The 18,331-nt window shown below is 48.9% G+C and carries 19 protein-coding genes; 14 read left to right on the plus strand and 5 right to left on the minus strand.

Annotation, left to right across the window (positions count from 1 at the left end):
- Positions 1–166 precede the first annotated feature (166 nt).
- Positions 167–1,045 (plus strand): EMYY motif lipoprotein, encoded by an 879-nt coding sequence (locus tag BUA12_RS06695; protein ID WP_072709903.1) that lies wholly within the window; start codon positions 167–169, stop codon positions 1,043–1,045.
- 10 nt (positions 1,046–1,055) lie between these two features.
- On the opposite strand, the gene BUA12_RS06700 is transcribed toward BUA12_RS06695, so the two are convergent.
- Positions 1,056–1,295 carry a hypothetical protein gene (locus BUA12_RS06700; RefSeq protein WP_072709695.1) on the minus strand — a complete coding sequence of 80 codons (240 nt, stop codon included), beginning with the start codon at positions 1,293–1,295 and terminating at the stop codon, positions 1,056–1,058.
- A 106-nt stretch (positions 1,296–1,401) separates the two neighbouring features.
- On the opposite strand from BUA12_RS06700, the gene ytxJ reads away from it, so the two are divergent.
- A complete protein-coding gene (gene ytxJ, locus BUA12_RS06705) occupies positions 1,402–1,722 on the plus strand; it encodes a bacillithiol system redox-active protein YtxJ (protein ID WP_072709697.1) in 321 nt (106 codons plus the stop codon).
- A 29-nt stretch (positions 1,723–1,751) separates the two neighbouring features.
- Here the strand turns inward: ytxJ and BUA12_RS06710 are convergent, their stop codons facing one another.
- Both BUA12_RS06710 and BUA12_RS06715 read right to left on the minus strand, forming a co-directional pair.
- Complete coding sequence (locus BUA12_RS06710; RefSeq protein ID WP_072709699.1) at positions 1,752–2,795, minus strand: GGDEF domain-containing protein; 1,044 nt, start codon at positions 2,793–2,795, stop codon at positions 1,752–1,754.
- A 28-nt stretch (positions 2,796–2,823) separates the two neighbouring features.
- Complete coding sequence (locus BUA12_RS06715) at positions 2,824–3,783, minus strand: LCP family glycopolymer transferase (protein ID WP_072709701.1); 960 nt, start codon at positions 3,781–3,783, stop codon at positions 2,824–2,826.
- A 125-nt stretch (positions 3,784–3,908) separates the two neighbouring features.
- Between BUA12_RS06715 and BUA12_RS06720 the strand changes: the two genes are divergently transcribed.
- Positions 3,909–4,967 carry a glycosyltransferase family 4 protein gene (locus tag BUA12_RS06720; protein ID WP_072709702.1) on the plus strand — a complete coding sequence of 353 codons (1,059 nt, stop codon included), beginning with the start codon at positions 3,909–3,911 and terminating at the stop codon, positions 4,965–4,967.
- On the opposite strand, the gene BUA12_RS06725 is transcribed toward BUA12_RS06720, so the two are convergent.
- Together BUA12_RS06725 and BUA12_RS06730 are read right to left on the minus strand one after the other, a co-directional pair.
- Positions 4,964–5,443, minus strand: coding sequence for a hypothetical protein (locus tag BUA12_RS06725; protein WP_072709703.1), 480 nt, complete (start codon positions 5,441–5,443; stop codon positions 4,964–4,966). The two genes, BUA12_RS06720 and BUA12_RS06725, sit on opposite strands and share 4 nt — an antisense overlap.
- Before the next feature lie 18 nt (positions 5,444–5,461).
- A complete protein-coding gene (locus BUA12_RS06730; protein ID WP_072709704.1) occupies positions 5,462–6,094 on the minus strand; it encodes a YigZ family protein in 633 nt (210 codons plus the stop codon).
- A gap of 97 nt (positions 6,095–6,191) precedes the next feature.
- Here BUA12_RS06730 and BUA12_RS06735 point away from each other — a divergent pair, with 97 nt between their 5' ends.
- The 11 genes from BUA12_RS06735 (at position 6,192) to uvrB (ending at position 18,329) form a co-directional block, all read left to right on the plus strand.
- Entirely contained in the window at positions 6,192–7,061 is an 870-nt protein-coding gene (locus tag BUA12_RS06735) for a DegV family protein (protein ID WP_072709705.1), read from the plus strand.
- Positions 7,062–7,128: 67 nt separating this feature from the next.
- A complete protein-coding gene (locus BUA12_RS06740) occupies positions 7,129–8,376 on the plus strand; it encodes a DEAD/DEAH box helicase family protein (RefSeq protein ID WP_072709706.1) in 1,248 nt (415 codons plus the stop codon).
- Positions 8,373–9,047: a ComF family protein gene (locus BUA12_RS06745; protein WP_178138241.1), complete on the plus strand. Its 675-nt coding sequence runs from the start codon at positions 8,373–8,375 to the stop codon at positions 9,045–9,047. Before BUA12_RS06740 ends, BUA12_RS06745 begins: the two co-directional genes overlap by 4 nt.
- Positions 9,048–9,102: 55 nt before the next feature.
- Positions 9,103–9,666: a ribosome hibernation-promoting factor, HPF/YfiA family gene (hpf, locus tag BUA12_RS06750; RefSeq protein ID WP_072709707.1), complete on the plus strand. Its 564-nt coding sequence runs from the start codon at positions 9,103–9,105 to the stop codon at positions 9,664–9,666.
- 158 nt (positions 9,667–9,824) lie between these two features.
- The gene (gene secA, locus BUA12_RS06755; RefSeq protein ID WP_072709708.1) at positions 9,825–12,350 is read left to right on the plus strand and encodes a preprotein translocase subunit SecA; all 2,526 of its coding nucleotides are present in this window, start codon (positions 9,825–9,827) and stop codon (positions 12,348–12,350) included.
- An 11-nt stretch (positions 12,351–12,361) separates the two neighbouring features.
- Positions 12,362–13,463 (plus strand): peptide chain release factor 2 gene (prfB, locus tag BUA12_RS06760; RefSeq protein WP_143146103.1). Its coding sequence is split into 2 segments (ribosomal slippage): positions 12,362–12,433 and positions 12,435–13,463, totalling 1,101 coding nucleotides; the frame shifts between segments, so codons are not numbered across the junction.
- Between the two features lie 465 nt (positions 13,464–13,928).
- Positions 13,929–14,672, plus strand: a complete 744-nt coding sequence (locus tag BUA12_RS06765; RefSeq protein WP_072709709.1) for a CHAP domain-containing protein — start codon at positions 13,929–13,931, stop codon at positions 14,670–14,672.
- Between the two features lie 140 nt (positions 14,673–14,812).
- Positions 14,813–15,400: a TlpA family protein disulfide reductase gene (locus BUA12_RS06770; RefSeq protein ID WP_072709710.1), complete on the plus strand. Its 588-nt coding sequence runs from the start codon at positions 14,813–14,815 to the stop codon at positions 15,398–15,400.
- Positions 15,400–16,038 (plus strand): YfbR-like 5'-deoxynucleotidase, encoded by a 639-nt coding sequence (locus BUA12_RS06775; protein WP_072709711.1) that lies wholly within the window; start codon positions 15,400–15,402, stop codon positions 16,036–16,038. Before BUA12_RS06770 ends, BUA12_RS06775 begins: the two co-directional genes overlap by 1 nt.
- 3 nt (positions 16,039–16,041) lie before the next feature.
- On the plus strand, positions 16,042–16,278 hold the full coding sequence (locus tag BUA12_RS06780; protein ID WP_072709712.1) for a DUF2198 family protein: 237 nt from the start codon (positions 16,042–16,044) through the stop codon (positions 16,276–16,278).
- 80 nt (positions 16,279–16,358) lie between these two features.
- The gene (uvrB, locus tag BUA12_RS06785) at positions 16,359–18,329 is read left to right on the plus strand and encodes an excinuclease ABC subunit UvrB (RefSeq protein ID WP_072709713.1); all 1,971 of its coding nucleotides are present in this window, start codon (positions 16,359–16,361) and stop codon (positions 18,327–18,329) included.
- The last annotated feature ends 2 nt before the right edge of the window (positions 18,330–18,331 follow it).

Here is an 18,331-nt window from a genome sequence, read left to right on the forward strand (position 1 = left end):
ATTCAATTATACTATTCATCATTATAAATGAAATGGACGGATTTTGAAACTGGGATTTGGAGAAGTTTGTATACAGGTGCCGGGTATGTTATATTTCTACTATAATTTTGCCTCAAATGTTTCATATATATATAAGGATGTGAAGTATGTGAAAGCAGGATCTAAAATGACTTTCACCCTATTGTTGTCGGGCATCTCCATTTTAAGTGCATGCAGTGATCCCATGGTACAGGAAATGGAAAATTATCAGGAGCAGATGGATGATCTCCATGATATAAATGAAGAAGTGACCGGTCACCTCGATGACATCGACAGCGAAGAAATCATAAATCAGGTTTCAAGCATGGATTCTGCTTCCGGAGAGGATGAATTCGACAATACGGCAGCTGAACTGGAAGGGGAGGCCCTGCCCCTGGCGGAAACACTGAAAGAAGAAGCTGAAGCAGTCGAAATCAGTGAGGAGGAAATCCAGGAGATGCATGAGGGTTTCATTGAAAGTGCAGAGACCAAGCACGATTTTACAAAGCAGCTGAGTGATTACCTGATCACTTATCAGGACTCGTTGGCGGCAAGTGAAAGGTTGATTGCACTGAGCCAGTCATTCATGGAAAATCAGGGCGAGAGAGATGACCTGATCGAGAATGCCGGGGACGAAGAAGTGGTCCGTGAAATCGATATGCTGATAGAACAGCTCAATGAAAACAGTGAGGAACTGGACGCGGCTTCCGATGTACTGGAAGATGACATATCCATGGGGAATAAGCAGGAGCAGATTGATGAAGTACTGCTGCCAATGCTAGAAGAACATGTGGAATCGTTGAATATGGTCAATTTATCCACTCAGCAGGCGAACAGGGTGAGGAGTGTCAGCCTGGAAATGTATTATGGTTACCAGGCGTATTATGAAGAACGTAAAAATACGATGCTCTACAATGAAAAACTTCAAAATATACAGCTGCAGAACATATTATCGCTGCAGGAAAGCTATCAGAAGATGGATGAGGAATATTGGGAAAGGATGGAAGAATTGAAAGACGGGGAATGAATCCCCGCCTCTATATTTTTTTCTTACCCTGAAGCTGTGTTTCGTGCATCGGGTGGTTCGGGTCTTTCTCGATCTTATTGATGAAAATATTGCGGAAGACGAGTGTGATGACCCATAATAGAAAGACACCAAGCAACAGGAAGGATATTGTTGCGTTATTGTTGAAGTCCAGGAAGAACAGCAGGACAACTATGAACAGGGCGAGGTTCACCGTGTCCAGCAGGTTCCACCGCTTAATCGGTTTGTTCATTGTACTACCTCCAATCAAGGGATATTATAACATAGATCAAAAATTGTATTTGCTATATATTAGATTTAATGATAAATTATACTAAGTTTATAAAGAGGGTGATGAAATGTTAACCAAAGTGACAAATATTGATTCATTTGAAGCGCTTCTCGATAAAAATGAATTCTTTTTCTTCCTTAAACATTCGAACACATGCCCGATATCATCAGGAGCTTTTGAGGAATTCAAAAAATTCCATTATGAGAGAGACATAGACGGCTTTTACCTGATTGTTCAGGATCACAGGGAGCTGTCAAACTACATCAGTGAAAAATTCAATATTAAACATGAGTCACCGCAGGCATTCTATTTTGATAAGGGTGAGGCCAAATGGCATGCTTCACATGACAAGATCACTTTATCAAAACTTGCATCGGTCGAAGACTGAATGATGAACCCAAACGCCATTGTTTGGGTTTATTTTATTACGGGCAGGAACATCACCTGATTCTGTCCCATCTTCTTGGCCGCATGCAGCATATCGTCGGCATCTTTGAACAGCTTCCTTCTTGTACCCCCGGTATCCCTGAAACCGATGCCGACCGAGACGGTCAGCCTGATCACTTCGCTTTTGCCGACATGGAAATTGGTGTGCTCCACCGCATTCCTCACAGCTTCACCGAGTCGCACCGTCCTGTCAAAAGAGACATCCGCAAGCACGATTGAAAATTCTTCGCCGCTGTTCCTGTAAACGGAGCCGCCGGACGGCACATAGTTTTTAAGCAGTCCGGTGATCTGTTTGATCACGGCATCCCCTGCTTTATAACCGTAGGCATCGTTGATCATTTTGAAATTATCGATGTCGATCAGCAGCAGGCTGAGCGTTTCCGAGCGCTGGCTGAGACGGTTGACTTCGTTATCAAGGGCCTTGATGTTGCCGAGCTGGGTCAGATGGTCGGTGTATTCCTCCCTGTTCAGGCGGTCGAGCACATGGATGATCGAATGGATATCCGCATGCATGATGCTGGCCGTGAACATCACGGCGGAACTCATGAAAATGATGAGGATGAACTGCATCCATCCGAGCGGTTCTATGAAGAGGTGGATGCCGGTCAACAGCAGGACGGTAAATGCCAGATTGACCCAGGTCATCTGCTGTGTGGTGATCGACCTGAAAAAAGGTATGATCAGGATGGTGATGATGTAAAGCACACTGACGATCAATACCTCCACATGGCTCCCGCCGGTCAGGAAATGATGTGCAGCCGCGAGGATGAAGAGCGCGATCAGTTTGATGTAAAGCCTGCTCCGAATCAAAAGCAGCGGAACAAAGAACAGGCTGAAACTGTAGCCCCTGTACTCGATCGGCACAAATAAAAGGAGGATGGCCAATGATACCATCAGCGTCGCCTGAAAGGTGTCCGATGTCAGCTTGGCCGAATCCTCATTGTACTGGATACGGTGGAAGAGATAAATCATGCTTATCGTTATTGAAATGTTCAATACAAAATCCATCAACATGAATCATCCCCCCGTCCATTTAATAAAGTCAATCCAGCTCCAGATTTTCCTTGAGCTCATCCGTCACTTCCTCATAGGATTCATCATCCGGGTAGAAGTAATACAGTCCGTCCTCCTGTGAACGTTCATCGTAACCGTCGAGCAGCAGCTGCTCCAGATTACGGGCCGGTTCCTGATATGTCGAGCGCAGCGCGTTCATTTCATTGAACTGGATGTTTGTCCGGACGTTTTCCCCGAGCACGTTCAAAATATCGTTGAAGTTCGTCACTGTCTGTATACTGAGGAGCTCATCAGCAATGGCCTGTACGATTTGCTGCTGCCGCTGCTGGCGCCCTGCATCCCCGCCTGAGCCCGGGTCATATCTTGCCCTTGAGAAAGCGAGTGCCATCTCGCCGTCCATTTCATAAGTCTCGCCTGAGACGAAGGAGTAGCCCGACTGGTCGAACGTGTCGTCACTCGTGACCGTTATGCCGTCGACTTCATCAATGATGTTTGTGAAACCATCCATATTGATGGAGACGAAGTAATCGATCGGAACCTCCAGAAAGTTTTCCACAGTATCCTTGGCCATCAGGGGCCCCCCGTAGGCATGGGCATGGTTGATTTTTTCGACCGTGTCACGGCCGATGATCTCCGTTCTGGTATCCCTCGGTATGCTTACAATCCTGCCGTCACCGGTATCCGGATTCAAGGTGACCACCATGATGGTGTCCGAACGCTGGCCCGAGAGGACTTCATTGCGCGCTTCATCGTCGTCGGTGCCGAACAGGACGACCGAAACCGGCTCGCCCTCTCTGATTTCCACCTGGGCTTCCCGCAGATTGGACTGGGAGCCTTCGAATTCCGCGTCATACATCACGTTTGCCGTGCCTCTGATCTGAAAGTATACATATGCGATTAAACCGCCTACAATGACTATGAATGTTAGTAGCAGTGCGATGAGCACCTTGAAGACGGGATGCATCCCGCTTCGTCTGTTTTGTCTCATAACTTTAACTCCTTAGTTTGATTGATTATAATTATACAATGAAAAGATTATAATTTAAATATCAATTCGATTTCACATTTTGGATATGATATATTAAATTGAAAACATTATGAACGGTGATGGGTATGTATACAATTTTTCTTCTCACGATGTCATTCATGATATCGTTGATTTTAACCCCTATATTTATATGGATTGCCAGGAAGACAGGCTTTGTGGATCATCCCAGCGGCCGCAAGATCCACCTGAAACCGATCCCGCATCTTGGCGGGGTTGCGATACTCATCTCATTCGTCGTCGGTGTACTGGTCTCACGGCCGATCGAAATCGAATTTCAGCCGATCATCATCGGCGGCGCGCTGATCGTACTGCTGGGTCTGATAGACGACAAGTACGATATGAAGCCCATCGTCAAACTGGCCGGCCAGATACTGATCACCCTTGTGCCGATATATTACGGCATCGTCATCGACCGGATCACACCGTTCGGCATCGAAATCGAGTTCGGCATATTTGCGGTGCCCATCACCATAATCTGGATGATAGCGATCATCAATGCGATCAATCTGATCGATGGTCTGGACGGCCTTGCGACCGGTGTGGCCATCATCGCACTTTCAAGCATCGCATTCATAACGATCCTCCAGGGCAACATCTTCGTCATGATGATCTGCGTCATCCTGATCGGCTCATGCCTCGGATTTTTGGTCTACAATTTCCACCCGGCCAGGATCTTTCTCGGCGACAATGGTTCGATGCTCCTCGGATTCGTAATCAGCGTCATCTCATTGATGGGGTTCAAGAACATCACATTGATTTCTTTATTCTTCCCGATCATCATACTCGGGGTCCCGATTGTGGATATGCTTTTTGCGATGTTCAGGCGCTACAGGAACAAAGTCTCGATCGTCAGTGCGGATAAAAGCCATATCCATCACAGGCTCCGCACGCTCGGCTATTCGCACGTCGAGAGCGTCATCCTGATCTACTTCATGGCGATGATGTATGCCGGAGCAAGCATCATCCTGTTTCTGTCGACCGTACCCGGTGCTTTGATCATCACCACATTGGTGATACTCACAACGGTGATCATCGTCGAAGCGACGAATCTGATCGGCAATGATAAAAAACCGGTGTTGAACTTCCTGCGGAGGCTGGTCCATAAAATCGTCTCCGTCAATTAGAAGTAAAGGTGCAGGGCGGTCAGGATGAACATGGAGATGCCAAGGCCGATGTGCACTCGCCTGCTCTTCAGATTGTGGCGTATCAACTGACTGTACCAGCCGGACAGCACAAGGATGAACAGGTTCACCGATGCCAGCAGTCCGGTGAGGATCTTCATACTGCCGGGGTTGAAGCCGTAAAGATGAATGACTGTGAGAGCATGCAATGCAATGAGGACGAATGATAATGTACCTATCCAGCGGTGGTAGGGCATTATTTTTTTTGAAAAGCGGGCCAGTTTAATCTTTACGGCCCTGTCATCGACTTTCCTGATGGTTGCGAAGACGGCGTTTCTCGTCCAGTTGAAAATGAATAATAAAAAACCCGCAAAGCCGAGCAGTATATGATGATGAACGGAGTGCACCGCCAGGCTCTGGACGACATTCCAGGCCGCCCATATCACCAGTGCGCCGTTCAGTAAAAACCAGATGCTCATGATCCCACCTCCACGAAGTCATGTCAGCACGTTTTCAGCGTTCAGCGGTTCCCCGGATTCCGAGAGGTGTGTCCCCTGCGTGATTTCGTCGAGCATTCCGTAGAGGCTCCCGGCATCTTCCGTCCGTGTGTGGACGATATACGTGACCCTGTCTGTGTAGGCGGTATCCTTGATGATGTGCGGGCTGTGTTCAATCATATGTTCGAACTTGCTTGTATAAGTGTAGTCCATCGTGACCGTGACCGGAATCATCTCCACTTCATACACTTTGCCCGCACTTTTGACGACTTCACTTGCCGCCCCGGAATATGCCCGTATCAGTCCGCCGGCGCCGAGCTTGATGCCGCCGAAGTATCTTGTGACGACGACGGTGACATTATACATGAGCTCCCTTTTCAGGACTTCAAGGATCGGCACCCCGGCAGTGCCGGAAGGCTCACCGTCGTCATCGGCTTTCTGGATGAGGGCGCTTGCACCGATGATGTAGGCACTGCAGTTGTGCGCGGCATCCTTATGTCTGGATTTGATTTCTGCAATGAACGCTTTTGCTTCCTCTTCCGTTTCGGTCCTTTTTATATATCCGATGAACCTGGATTTATTGATGACCGTTTCTGTATTATCCGTACGCCGGTTCATATATTTCTGTTCCATCGTATATCACCTCTTAAATTATATTAACACATAGACTTTGACAGGTGGATTTAGTAAAATGTTCATGAGTGTGAGTGGTTTGAATGGAGGACCTTAAATGAAGATTGCAATAGTTACAGACTCGACGGCCTATATACCCGAAGAGCTGCTTCAGAAATATGATATACACACGATACCGCTCAGTGTCGTGATGGAAGGTGAAACATACAGGGAGAATGTGGATATCACCACAGAAGAGTTCTTTGAAAAGATGGCGCAGATGGAGGAGCTGCCGAGCACGAGCCAGCCCTCGATAGGTGATTACATCCTGCTGTTGGAATCGTTGTACCGTGACGGTTATACAGACGTGCTCAGCTTCCATCTGTCGGCGGAACTCAGCGGGACATACCAGAATGCGGTCGCGGCGGGCAGAAGCGTCGAAGGGATCAATGTGCACGTCATAGACAGTCAGATCGCATGCTTCGTCCAGGGCTTCATGCCCCTCTATGCGGCACAGAATAAGGACGATATGTCCCTGGAAGCATTGATTGCAGATATGGAAGAGATGAAGAAGCGGGAAAACATGAACGCCTATCTCCTCGTCGACACTTTGACGAACCTTCAAAAAGGCGGGCGTCTGTCCAACGCCCAGGCACTTGTCGGCAGTCTGCTCAAGGTGAAGCCGATCCTGGAATTCCAGGACGGGAAAATCATCCCCTATGAGAAAGTCAGGACGAAAAAGAAAGCCAAAAAGAAAATTGAAGATATTTTTGCAGAAGAGCTCAAACATCAGGAGGATAAAAACATTACAGCCGTGGTCATCCACAGCAATGCGGAAGAGGAAGGGCGCGGGTGGATGAACGAACTGCAGGAGAAATTCCCGCATGTGAAGTTCACACTCAGCTATTTCGGACCGGTCATCGCGACGCATCTTGGTGAAGGGGCACTTGGCCTCGGCTATACCAATTATGATGTGAGGATCGACTGAACGGAGGGTCAAATCAAATATTAAAGGCGCAGCTTATTTCGCTGCGCCTTTTTTTATGGAGGATATCATGTACTTCGACAGCACAGGGGACATATTTTATAAGGCATCGGGCGTCGACAGTGTCAGAAACTGCTGTCACCGTTGCCTGAATAAAGATAAGACATTGTTTTATGAATTTTATTCACGCCTGCATCAAAAGAAGGTGAAGTATTGCCTGAACTGCATCGGCCTTGGACGCTCGGATTCCGCCACACCGCTGATGGCACTGGAATCCACTGCCAGAAAAGAGAAGTGTGGGTACAGTCTGCATTTCGAGCTGACGGAAATTCAAAAAGAGGCTTCCGGCAGGGTCGTGAAAGCGATCAGGGAGGGGGAAAACCTCCTGTTGCATGCAGTGACGGGTGCAGGGAAGACGGAGATCATCTTCGAAGGGATCAGGTACGCAAGGGAAAACGGCCTCAATGTGGCTGTGGTGAGCCCGAGGATCGACGTGGTGAAGGAATTGCATCTGAGGCTGGGCGGGGCATTCAAGAAGAGCCGGATCGATCTGATGTTTGCGGGTGTCAAAGTGAAGTTCGACCACCATTTCACCGTCTGCACCGTCCATCAGCTCTACAACTTCATCGGGCATTTCGACTGCATCATCGTCGACGAATTTGATGCTTTTCCACTGGCGGGTGACTGGAATCTCCAGGGGGCGATTGCCAAAGCCATGACGGAGGCCGGCATTCTCATCATCATGACGGCGACGCCGACGAGGCGGATGCTCAAAATGACCGATGGTAATGTATTCCGGATTGCGAGAAGGTACCACGGCCATGACCTCACGATACCGGCCGTCCACTATGCCGATATCCGGAAAGGGATAAAGAAAGGGCGGCTTGATGCGAAACTGAAGCGTCTGCTTGAAGCGATCATAATGAATGACAGGAAAGTGCTGGTCTTTTTCCCGGACATCAAAATGATGCATCAGGTCCATGGGTTGATGACGGAGAGTTTCGATGGTGTGGAGACGGTCCACAGCGGGGATGCGGGGCGGTACGGGAAAGTCGAGCGCATGAGGGAAGGTGGTATCCGGATCCTCCTCACCACGACCATCCTGGAGCGCGGCGTGACGTTCAAAGACTTGGACGTGATCGTCGTCCACACGGAATATTTCCCTTCCGATACACTGATACAGATATGCGGGCGGGTCGGGAGGAAGCCGCAGGATCCGTCGGGCAGCATCCATCTTCTAACACTTTACAACACCCGCCATATACAGGCCGCGATCAGGAAGATAAAGGCTTTCAACAAAGGACGTGCTGTATTATGAGGTGCCTGTACTGCCATGGCAGGGCGGACGTGGAGATGAACCTGCTGACGCTGTTCGCCGTCCCGCGCAGCCTGTGTGGTGAATGTGAAATCAAAATCAGGGAATGGCGGCGGGGGAAGCGCTGCGGAAGGTGCCATCGCCTGATGGACGACAGGGAAGCGGAGTGCAGGGACTGCCTGTTCATCAGCAGCCGTTTCCGGCCTGTCGGGAAGATCATGTGCATGCTCGATTATAATGAAGAAGTGAAGATGCTCATGCACCGATATAAATTCGTCAGGGACGTGGCACTCGCAGAGGTGCTGTCATATTTCATCACGTTCAGACAGACGGAGTACGACCATGTCGTCCCGATACCGGTCTCGGAGCAGCGTTTTCAAAGACGCGGTTTCAATCAGGTCACCGAAGTGCTGGACCGTGCGGGCGTCGTCCATTCCGATATGCTTGAGACGGAGAAGATCAAACATCAATCGGAGCTCTCGAAACTTGAGCGCATGAACAGTTCGAACCCCTTCACTTTCAACCGGGCATATGAAGATGTTAGACTGCAGGGCACAAGGATTCTTGTAGTGGACGATATATACACGACCGGCATCACAGTCCATCATGCAGCGGAGGTTTTATTACACCATGAAACAGAGGTCGTCGATGTGTTAACGTTTTCAAAAGCGTGATGGAATATGATACAATGATGATGAATAGAAAAAGCAATTCAAGGAGGCGTGCATCATGATAAGATGTGAGATAAGAGGAGAAAATATTGAGGTGACGGATGCGATCAGATCGCATATTGAGGAAAAGGTCGGTAAACTTGAGCGTTACTTCAATGATGTACCGAATACTCATGCGCATGTAAACATCAAGACTTATAACAACAGCCAGGGGAAAGTTGAAATAACGATTCCCATGAAGGGCCTCACATTACGTGCGGAGGAAAGACATGATGATCTCTATGCGGCGGTGGATCTGATTGTTGATAAGCTGGAAAGGCAGATCCGCAAGCATAAAACCAAAATCAACCGCAAGTTCAGGGAGAAGGATCCGGAAACGGAACTTGAGCTGTTCAGAGCGGTCGAGAACGACAACGGTGACAGCCCGGAGCAAAGTGATGACGGCATTGAAATCGTTCGTACGAAAGAGTTCACACTGAAGCCTATGGACTCCGAGGAAGCGGTATTGCAGATGAACATGCTCGGTCACGACTTCTTCGTATTCAACGACCGTGAAACTGAAGGCACAAGCATTGTATACAGACGCAGGGACGGAAAGTATGCAGTGATTGAAACGAACTAGATTGCCTGAACTTTAAAAGTGGACATCAAATATTTGAATGGACAGGGCGATTCCCCTTCTAATGCGGAGGGAATCGTCCTGTTTTTATTTTCACGGAAAAAATGGTAAAATTATGTGATGTATAACGACATGTGTAAAAGAATGAGGAGAGAGCGACCTTGGGCGTACTGAATAAATTATTTGATGGTAACCGGTTTGAAGTCAAATCATTGCGCAAGCAGGCTGAAAAAGTGGATGCTTACCGTTCCGGAATGATGGAACTGAGTGATGCAGAACTTCAGGCTAAAACAGATGAATTCAAAGAGCGATTGAAAGATGTTGAAGATGATGACAAAAGAGAAGAGAAGCTGTTGGATGAGATGTTACCGGAAGCATTCGCAGTGGCGCGGGAAGCTTCACGGAGGACGCTGGGACTTGAACCGTTCCTTGTCCAGATCATGGGCGGCATCGCTCTTCATAAAGGTGACATAGCAGAGATGAAGACCGGTGAAGGTAAGACGCTGACCGCGACCATGCCGGTGTATCTGAACGCGCTGACGGGCCGGGGCGTGCATGTAATCACCGTAAACGAATACCTCTCGGCAACACAGATGGAGGAAATGTCGGTATTGTACAACTTCCTCGGGCTCACCGTAGGACTGAACCTGAACCAGAAAAACAGTGAAGAGAAGCGCCATGCTTTTGCACAGGATGTCACCTATACGACGAATAATGAACTCGGTTTCGATTATTTGAGGGATAACATGGTGACCTACAGGAAAGACCGCGTGCTGCGCGAACTGAACTATGCGATCATCGATGAAGTCGACTCGATCCTGATCGATGAAGCGCGGACGCCGCTGATCATCTCGGGCAAGGCAGAGCAGTCCGAGACACAGTACATGCAGGCGAATGCTTTCGTCAAAATGCTGAAGATGGATGAAGACTTCACGTATGATGTCAAGACGAAAGGCATCCAGCTTACCGAGTCGGGCATCCAGAAGTCGGAGAAATGGTTCAAGGTGGACAACCTGTTCGACGTAAAACATGTGAATCTCCTGCACCACATCAACCAGGCGCTCAAGGCGCACTTCTCGATGGAGAGGGATGTGGATTATGTGGTGGAGGAAGAGAAAGTCGTCATCGTCGACCAGTTCACCGGCCGTACGATGAAAGGACGGCGTTTTTCGGATGGACTGCATCAGGCGATTGAAGCCAAAGAAGGCGTCGATATTCAAAATGAATCAAGGACGATGGCCTCGATCACTTTTCAGAACTTTTTCAGGCAGTTCAGGAAACTTTCAGGCATGACGGGTACTGCGAAGACGGAAGAGGAAGAATTCATCAACATCTATAATATGAAAGTCACACAGGTTCCGACGAATCAGCCGATCGCCCGCGAGGACCGCACAGATAAGATATTCTCAAACAAGGAGTTCAAATTCAATGCGGTGCTCAACGAAGTCATCGAAAGGCACCGCAAAGGCCAGCCGATACTGATCGGTACGGTTGCGGTGGAAACGAGTGAACTGATTTCAGAAATGCTGCGCAAAAAGGGCATCCGCCACAATGTGCTGAATGCAAAGAACCATGAACGCGAAGCCGAAATCATACAGAATGCAGGCAGGAAGGGTGCGGTCACCATTGCGACGAACATGGCGGGCCGCGGTACGGACATCAAGCTTGGCGAAGGCGTAAGGGAAGCCGGCGGTCTTGCGGTCATTGGTACGGAGCGTCATGAATCCCGCCGTATCGACGATCAGCTGCGCGGCCGTGCCGGCCGTCAGGGAGATGTCGGCATCAGTACATTTTATCTTTCACTGGAAGATGATTTGATGAAGCGTTTCGGATCGGAACGCATCCAGGGCGCGATGAACCGTCTCGGCATGTCCGGTGAAGAATTGACATCCAAGATGATCTCAAGGGCGGTTGAATCTTCCCAGAAACGTGTGGAAGGGAACAACTTCGATGCCCGTAAAAGGCTGCTGCAGTATGATGACGTACTGAGGCGCCAGAGGGAGATCATCTACCAGGAGCGTAATGAGATCATTGATAACGAGGATGTCCGTGATCTGCTGATGGGTATGGTGGAATCATCCGTGGAACGCACGATCAGCTTTTATAATCTGGAAGATGAGGAAAACATCGACTATGAGCAGTTTGTGAACACATTGAATGATCTTTATTTCCGCGAAGAGACAGTGACTGAAGATGAACTGAAGTATAAGGAATCCGATGAGATTTTCGAGATGTTGATGGAAAAAATCGGGCATGAACTGGAAGTGAAGGAAGAGAAGCTCGGCGAAGAGAAGATGCGTCTTTTTGAACGCATGATGATGCTCCGGACGATGGACAGGAAGTGGACCGAGCACATCGATGCCATGGACCAGCTGCGGACGGGCATCCATCTGCGCTCCTACGGCCAGATCAATCCGCTCCGCGAATATCAGAATGAAGGACTGCAGATGTTTGAAGACATGCTTGTGGCGATTGAAGATGATATCGCGAAGTATGTATTGAAGACACAGGTGAGGTCCGATGAGGAACTGAAGCGGGAGCAGGTCGTATCGAAGAGTGATATGAAGACCGGGGACGGCAAACCGAAAGTGAAGAAAGCGCCGAAGAAACGGGAAGTGAAGGTCGGACGCAACGACCCGTGCCCGTGCGGGTCAGGGAAAAAATATAAAAACTGCCACGGCATATAAAGGAGAATATTATGGAACTGTCAGAAATCAAAAATTTTATAGAAGCGAAGAATGAAAAACTAAAAGACTTCAGGGGGTCTCTTTGACTTAGAAGAGAAGGAGACCCAGATCAGGGAAAATGAAGAGGAGATGCTTCAGCCCGAATTTTGGAACGATCCGGGGGAAGCGCAGAAGCTGATTGATGAGAACAATCACATCAAGAAGATTGCAGACGGTTTCAATGAACTTGTGGAACTGATCGATGATATAGAAGTGACGCACGAACTGCTTAAAGAAGAATATGCCGAAGATATGAAAGCTCAGCTTGATGAGGATGTGAAGACAGCAGAAGAGAAGTTCAATGAATATGAGCTGAACATCCTTTTGAGTGATGAGCATGATTATCTGGACGCCCTGATTGAACTCCACCCCGGGGCCGGCGGTACGGAAAGTCAGGACTGGGCGGAGATGCTGCTCAGGATGTATCAGAGATATGCTGACCAGCAGGGTTTCAAAGTGGAGACGATCGATTACCAGGCAGGTGACGAGGCCGGGGTCAAAAGTGTGACCCTGTCGGTCAAGGGGCCGAATGCCTACGGCCTGCTGAAAGCGGAGAAGGGCGTCCACCGGCTCGTGAGGATTTCACCGTTCGACTCATCCGGCAGAAGACACACATCATTCGTCTCATGCGAAGTCACGCCGCAGTTCAATCATGAGGACATCGAAATCGAAGTGAGAAGTGAAGACATCAGCGTCGACACCTACCGTTCCAGCGGGGCCGGCGGCCAGCACGTCAACACCTCCGACTCGGCTGTGCGCATCACCCACCATGAGACAGGCATCGTCGTCACGTGCCAGAATGAAAGGTCCCAGCTGAAAAACCGGGACCAGGCCATGAAGATGCTGAAATCGAAATTGTATCAGAGGGAACTGGAAGCCCAGCAGGCAGAGATAGATGCGATCAAAGGCGACCAGAAAGAGATCGGCTGGGGCTCCCAGATCCGCTCGTACATCTTCCATCCTTATTCAATGATCAAGGACCACCGGACGAATCACGAAGTCGGCAATACGGACAAAGTGATGGACGGCGATCTGAACCCGTTCATTGAGGCATATTTAAGACAGAACATATAATAGCGTGATCAGGCACCCCTGCGGGGGTGCTTTTTTTGGACCCGGAAGCTTTGAATACATGTCATTAACATGACATTACATTTAATGTATTTATGTTAACATCAGACTCATGTCCGGTGGAGGTGTCCGACCTCAGAATGAAAAGTTTTTCTTGTGGGAAGGGTTATTTTACGTCAATATTCCTTTAAAAAAATATTGGTTTCCCTTTGTAACATTCATGTCATGTGAAAGGTGCGAATGCCTTTAAATCAATGTTTTATGCTGTAATAAACAGCCCCTTATATTACATTTGTCCATTTCAGGTTTCGTTTGTTTTACAATCCCTTTACATTGCCCACAAATTAAAATTTCTGTGCTATAGTACTACACATGGATTTAACAAGACGGGTACGGCCCATCAGTTACCGTACAGAACCACTTGTTTTACAATAACTTAGGATATTTCTGTAGGAGGAAATTTTTATTATGAAGAAAACAATAGTATCTATAGCAACTGTTACAGCATTGACAGGCATTGCTTCATCAAATATATCAGCAAACGAATACGTACCGGCAGAGGTACAGCAGAATCAGGATTATACTTATAATTATGAAACAAACGGCGACAGCTATTCCTACTACTGGTATTACGGCAACACCGACGGCAGCCAGTATGCCAATGAGTACGGTTCAAACACAGGACAGGCTCAAACACAGGCGCCTGCAGCACAGTCCCAGCAGTCCACACCTGCACCTGCAGTGAGCGAAGCGCCTGCACAGGACGTCCAGGCACCGGCAGTGACTCAGTCACAGACATCCCAGGATGTCCAGGCACCGGCAGTAGTTGAAACTCCGGCAGCAGCCAGCAGTTCATCTTTTTCAGGCGGAACTAACTTCTACCCGGGCGGCGAGTGTACATGGTATGCTTTCGAACGCCGTGCCGAGCTTGGTAAAGCTGTCAGCGGCAGCTGGGGAAATGCCAGTAACTGGGCAGGCCAGGCAAGCGCACAAGGCCTCACTGTAAACAACTCGCCTTCAGTGGGCGCAATCATCCAAACACCTGCATACTCGAACGGTGCATACGGAATGGGCCATGTTGGTGTTGTAGAATCAGTGAACGGCGACGGCTCCATCACGATTTCAGAAATGAACTGGAGCGGCGGCCTCGGCGGAAAAACATTCAGAACACTTTCTGCGGGACAAGCAGCAAACCACAACTTCATCCACTAAAATCTGCTATACAGCAGACCGGGATCGGGACACATGTCCCGGTCTTTTTTAATGTCCACAAATATTCAACGGTTGCGCCGTGTCCGGCCGGTGATGTTATGTTAAAATAACTGCAATAACTATACTGGGGAAGTTTTGAAATGAATAAAAAACGTTTGCTCATCATCATCGCCATCGCCGCCGCTTCCCTGCTTGTGGGGGCGGCCATCGGTGCTGTACTGAATTACTCGGAAGACCAGTTTGACAACCAGGCACTTGAGACCCTGCAGTCCACGGAGGGCAGGGACAATCATCATGCCGTCGGTGAAAATATCATGGAAAATGAGCTGGCGGGGGTAATTAATGCAAATGTGCCATTTAATGATATTATAGGGAATAACGAAGTCACAGTCGTGAATTTCTTTGCCTCGTGGTGTGATCCGTGCAGACGTGAAACACCTGCGCTCAATGAATATCACCTCGATCATCTCGGGGAGCCGATCGATATCATCGGTGTCAACATCAGTGACAGCAAAGCCAACAGGGATCAATTCCTGACCGAATTCGAGGTGGAGTATCCCGTCTTTGAATTTGAGGATGAGGATCAGGCGCTTGATGACTACCAGATCCGTCTGATGCCGACGACTTTCTTCGTCGACGGGGACGGCGAGATCATCCGCGCATATATCGGCGAAGTGTCGCCGGAACTTGTGACGAACTATATCAATTTTGTTAAGGAGGCATCCTGATGGGTGTGCATCAGTATTTTAAGAGCTTGAATGATTTGGAGAAGTTGATACGCTGTCCGGGCAAGTTCAAATATCAGGAACACAATGTGGCTGCCCACTCTTTCAAAGTGACGAAGATTGCACAGTATCTCGGAACGGTGGAAGAGCACAGCGGCACTGAGATCGACTGGAAAAGCCTGTATGAGAAAGCATTGAACCATGACTACCCGGAAATCTTCACAGGAGACATCAAAACACCGGTGAAGTACGCCTCAAGTGAATTGAACACCCTCTTCCGTGAAGTGGAGGAAACGATGACCGTCAAATTCATAGAAGAGGAATTTCCCGGGGACTACCAGAAAGAATACAAGAGGCGCCTGAAGGAGGGCAAGGATGATTCCATAGAAGGGCAGATACTGTCGGTGGCGGATAAAGTCGACCTGCTCTATGAATCGTTCGGGGAAATCCAGAAGAGGAATCCGGAGAAGCTCTTCTTCGAAATGTATGAGAATTCCCTGATCACCATCAAGCAGTTCTCACACCTTGCATGTGTGCAGGACTTCATCAACAACATCCTGACCGAAATGCTGAAGGAACCGTTCATACCGAAGACGGAGCTCCTGGATATCACGGAGTCGATTCTGAATAAGGAGTTATGATCCATGGATTTATTCTGGTATATGATGGCCCTTGTGGCCCCCGCTGTCACGGTGGTTGTCCTTGCAAGGCTGATGCGGAACAAGTATGGGGCCGTCATACTGACATTCATCCTCTTTGCCGTGTCGATATACCGGGGGTTCTACCACTCGGAGTGGGTCATATACCTGGATGCAATCTCGATTGTGATCGGCTATATGCTCGTTGAATTATACAATATAGATGAAGTGGAAGATGAGTAGAGATGACCGAACAAATGTTTGTCGTTGATGCTCATTTTTTGTTAAAATAAGATACATGAAAATATTTCGGAGGCGTATTTATGGCTAATTTTGAATTGGTTTCCAAATTTGAGCCGGCAGGCGACCAGCCCAAGGCGATCGCAGAGCTGACTGAACAGATCGAATCGGGCCAGCGGCACCAGACATTGCTCGGTGCGACGGGTACCGGCAAAACATATACGATGAGCCAGGTCATCAAAGAAGTGGGCAAACCCACACTGATCATCGCCCACAACAAAACCCTGGCAGGGCAGCTTTACGGTGAATTCAAAGAATTTTTTCCGAATAACAGGGTAGAGTACTTTGTAAGTTATTATGATTATTACCAGCCGGAAGCGTACGTGCCGCATACGGATACGTTCATTGAAAAGGATGCATCCATCAACGATGAAATCGACAAGCTCCGGCACAGTGCCACGAGTGCTTTATTCGAAAGGGATGATGTCATCATCATCGCTTCGGTCAGCTGCATATACGGCCTCGGTAATCCGGATGAATACCGCGACATGGTCGTGAGTGTGCGTGTCGGTATGGAGATGGACCGCAATGAGTTCCTGAGGAAGCTCGTTGACATCCAGTATTCAAGGAACGATATAGATTTCCAGAGGGGCGCCTTCCGGGTGCGCGGCGATATCGTTGAAGTGTTCCCTGCCTCGCGTGATGAACAGTGCATCCGTGTCGAGTTTTTCGGCGATGAAATCGACCGCATCAGGGAAATCAACTATCTGACGGGGGAAGTGCTCCACGAAAGGGAGCATTTCGCCATCTTCCCGGCCTCCCACTTCGTTACGCGTGAAGAAAAGATGCGCGTGGCGATCGGACGCATCGAAAAGGAGCTGGAAGAACGGCTGAAGGCGCTCCGTGACGACAATAAACTGCTTGAAGCCCAAAGGCTTGAACAACGGACGAACTACGACCTTGAAATGATGCGTGAGATGGGATTCTGTTCCGGCATTGAAAACTATTCGGTGCATCTGACCTTGAGGCCCATGGGATCGACGCCGTATACGCTGCTGGATTATTTCGATGATTTCCTCATAATGATTGATGAATCGCACGTGACACTACCTCAGATCAGGGGCATGTTCAACGGTGACAAGGCACGTAAACAGGTGCTGGTGGACCATGGATTCAGGCTGCCGAGCGCGATGGACAACCGTCCGCTCCAATTCAGCGAATTCGAGGAGAAGGCGAGTCAGCTCCTGTATGTCTCGGCGACTCCGGGGCCGTATGAACTGGAGCATACAGAGAAGATGGTCGAGCAGATCATCCGGCCGACGGGCCTTCTCGATCCGACCATCGATGTACGGCCGACCGAACACCAGATCGATGACCTGCTTGAGGAAATCGTCAGGCGGACCGAGCGCAATGAACGTGTTCTCATCACGACCCTGACCAAGAAGATGTCGGAGGATTTGACCACTTATCTGAAGGAAGCGGGCGTAAAAGTACAGTATCTGCATTCGGAAGTGAAGACCCTGGAACGTATCGAAATCATCCGTGAGCTCCGACTCGGCACCTATGATGTGCTCGTCGGCATCAACCTGCTTCGTGAGGGGCTGGATATACCCGAAGTTTCGCTTGTCGCGATACTCGATGCGGATAAGGAAGGGTTTCTGCGCTCCAACCGCTCACTGATACAGATCAGCGGACGTGCCGCGCGGAACAGCGGGGGGCATGTCATCATGTATGCGGACAAAATCACCGATTCCATGCAGTACGCACTGGATGAAACTGCACGGCGCCGTGAAATACAGGAGGCCTTTAATGAAAAGCACGGACTCACACCGACGACCATCCAAAAAGACGTCAGGGACTCCATCAGTGCAGAAGTGGACATCAAGGCAGACAAGGTGAAATCTTCAGGCAGGATGAAGAAGATGACGAAGAAAGAAAGGGAAAAAACCCTGGAACAGCTCGAGAGCGATATGAAGCAGGCAGCCAAAGATCTGGACTTCGAAACGGCTTCTGAGCTGAGGGATGCAATGTTTGAACTCCAGGCAGAAGGGTGAAT

Source organism: Lacicoccus alkaliphilus DSM 16010 (assembly GCF_900142805.1).
GTDB classification, from domain to species: domain Bacteria; phylum Bacillota; class Bacilli; order Staphylococcales; family Salinicoccaceae; genus Lacicoccus; species Lacicoccus alkaliphilus.

Bases quoted from the DNA above. Each gene is read 5' to 3' on its own strand.
- BUA12_RS06695 (WP_072709903.1), top strand. From the start codon at position 167: ATGACTTTCACCCTATTGTTGTCGGGCATCTCCATTTTAAGTGCATGC.
- BUA12_RS06700 (WP_072709695.1), bottom strand. From the start codon at position 1,295: ATGAACAAACCGATTAAGCGGTGGAACCTGCTGGACACGGTGAACCTC.
- ytxJ (WP_072709697.1), top strand. From the start codon at position 1,402: ATGTTAACCAAAGTGACAAATATTGATTCATTTGAAGCGCTTCTCGAT.
- BUA12_RS06710 (WP_072709699.1), bottom strand. From the start codon at position 2,795: ATGTTGATGGATTTTGTATTGAACATTTCAATAACGATAAGCATGATT.
- BUA12_RS06715 (WP_072709701.1), bottom strand. From the start codon at position 3,783: ATGAGACAAAACAGACGAAGCGGGATGCATCCCGTCTTCAAGGTGCTC.
- BUA12_RS06720 (WP_072709702.1), top strand. From the start codon at position 3,909: ATGTATACAATTTTTCTTCTCACGATGTCATTCATGATATCGTTGATT.
- BUA12_RS06725 (WP_072709703.1), bottom strand. From the start codon at position 5,443: ATGAGCATCTGGTTTTTACTGAACGGCGCACTGGTGATATGGGCGGCC.
- BUA12_RS06730 (WP_072709704.1), bottom strand. From the start codon at position 6,094: ATGGAACAGAAATATATGAACCGGCGTACGGATAATACAGAAACGGTC.
- BUA12_RS06735 (WP_072709705.1), top strand. From the start codon at position 6,192: ATGAAGATTGCAATAGTTACAGACTCGACGGCCTATATACCCGAAGAG.
- BUA12_RS06740 (WP_072709706.1), top strand. From the start codon at position 7,129: ATGTACTTCGACAGCACAGGGGACATATTTTATAAGGCATCGGGCGTC.
- BUA12_RS06745 (WP_178138241.1), top strand. From the start codon at position 8,373: ATGAGGTGCCTGTACTGCCATGGCAGGGCGGACGTGGAGATGAACCTG.
- hpf (WP_072709707.1), top strand. From the start codon at position 9,103: ATGATAAGATGTGAGATAAGAGGAGAAAATATTGAGGTGACGGATGCG.
- BUA12_RS06765 (WP_072709709.1), top strand. From the start codon at position 13,929: ATGAAGAAAACAATAGTATCTATAGCAACTGTTACAGCATTGACAGGC.
- BUA12_RS06770 (WP_072709710.1), top strand. From the start codon at position 14,813: ATGAATAAAAAACGTTTGCTCATCATCATCGCCATCGCCGCCGCTTCC.
- BUA12_RS06775 (WP_072709711.1), top strand. From the start codon at position 15,400: ATGGGTGTGCATCAGTATTTTAAGAGCTTGAATGATTTGGAGAAGTTG.
- BUA12_RS06780 (WP_072709712.1), top strand. From the start codon at position 16,042: ATGGATTTATTCTGGTATATGATGGCCCTTGTGGCCCCCGCTGTCACG.
- uvrB (WP_072709713.1), top strand. From the start codon at position 16,359: ATGGCTAATTTTGAATTGGTTTCCAAATTTGAGCCGGCAGGCGACCAG.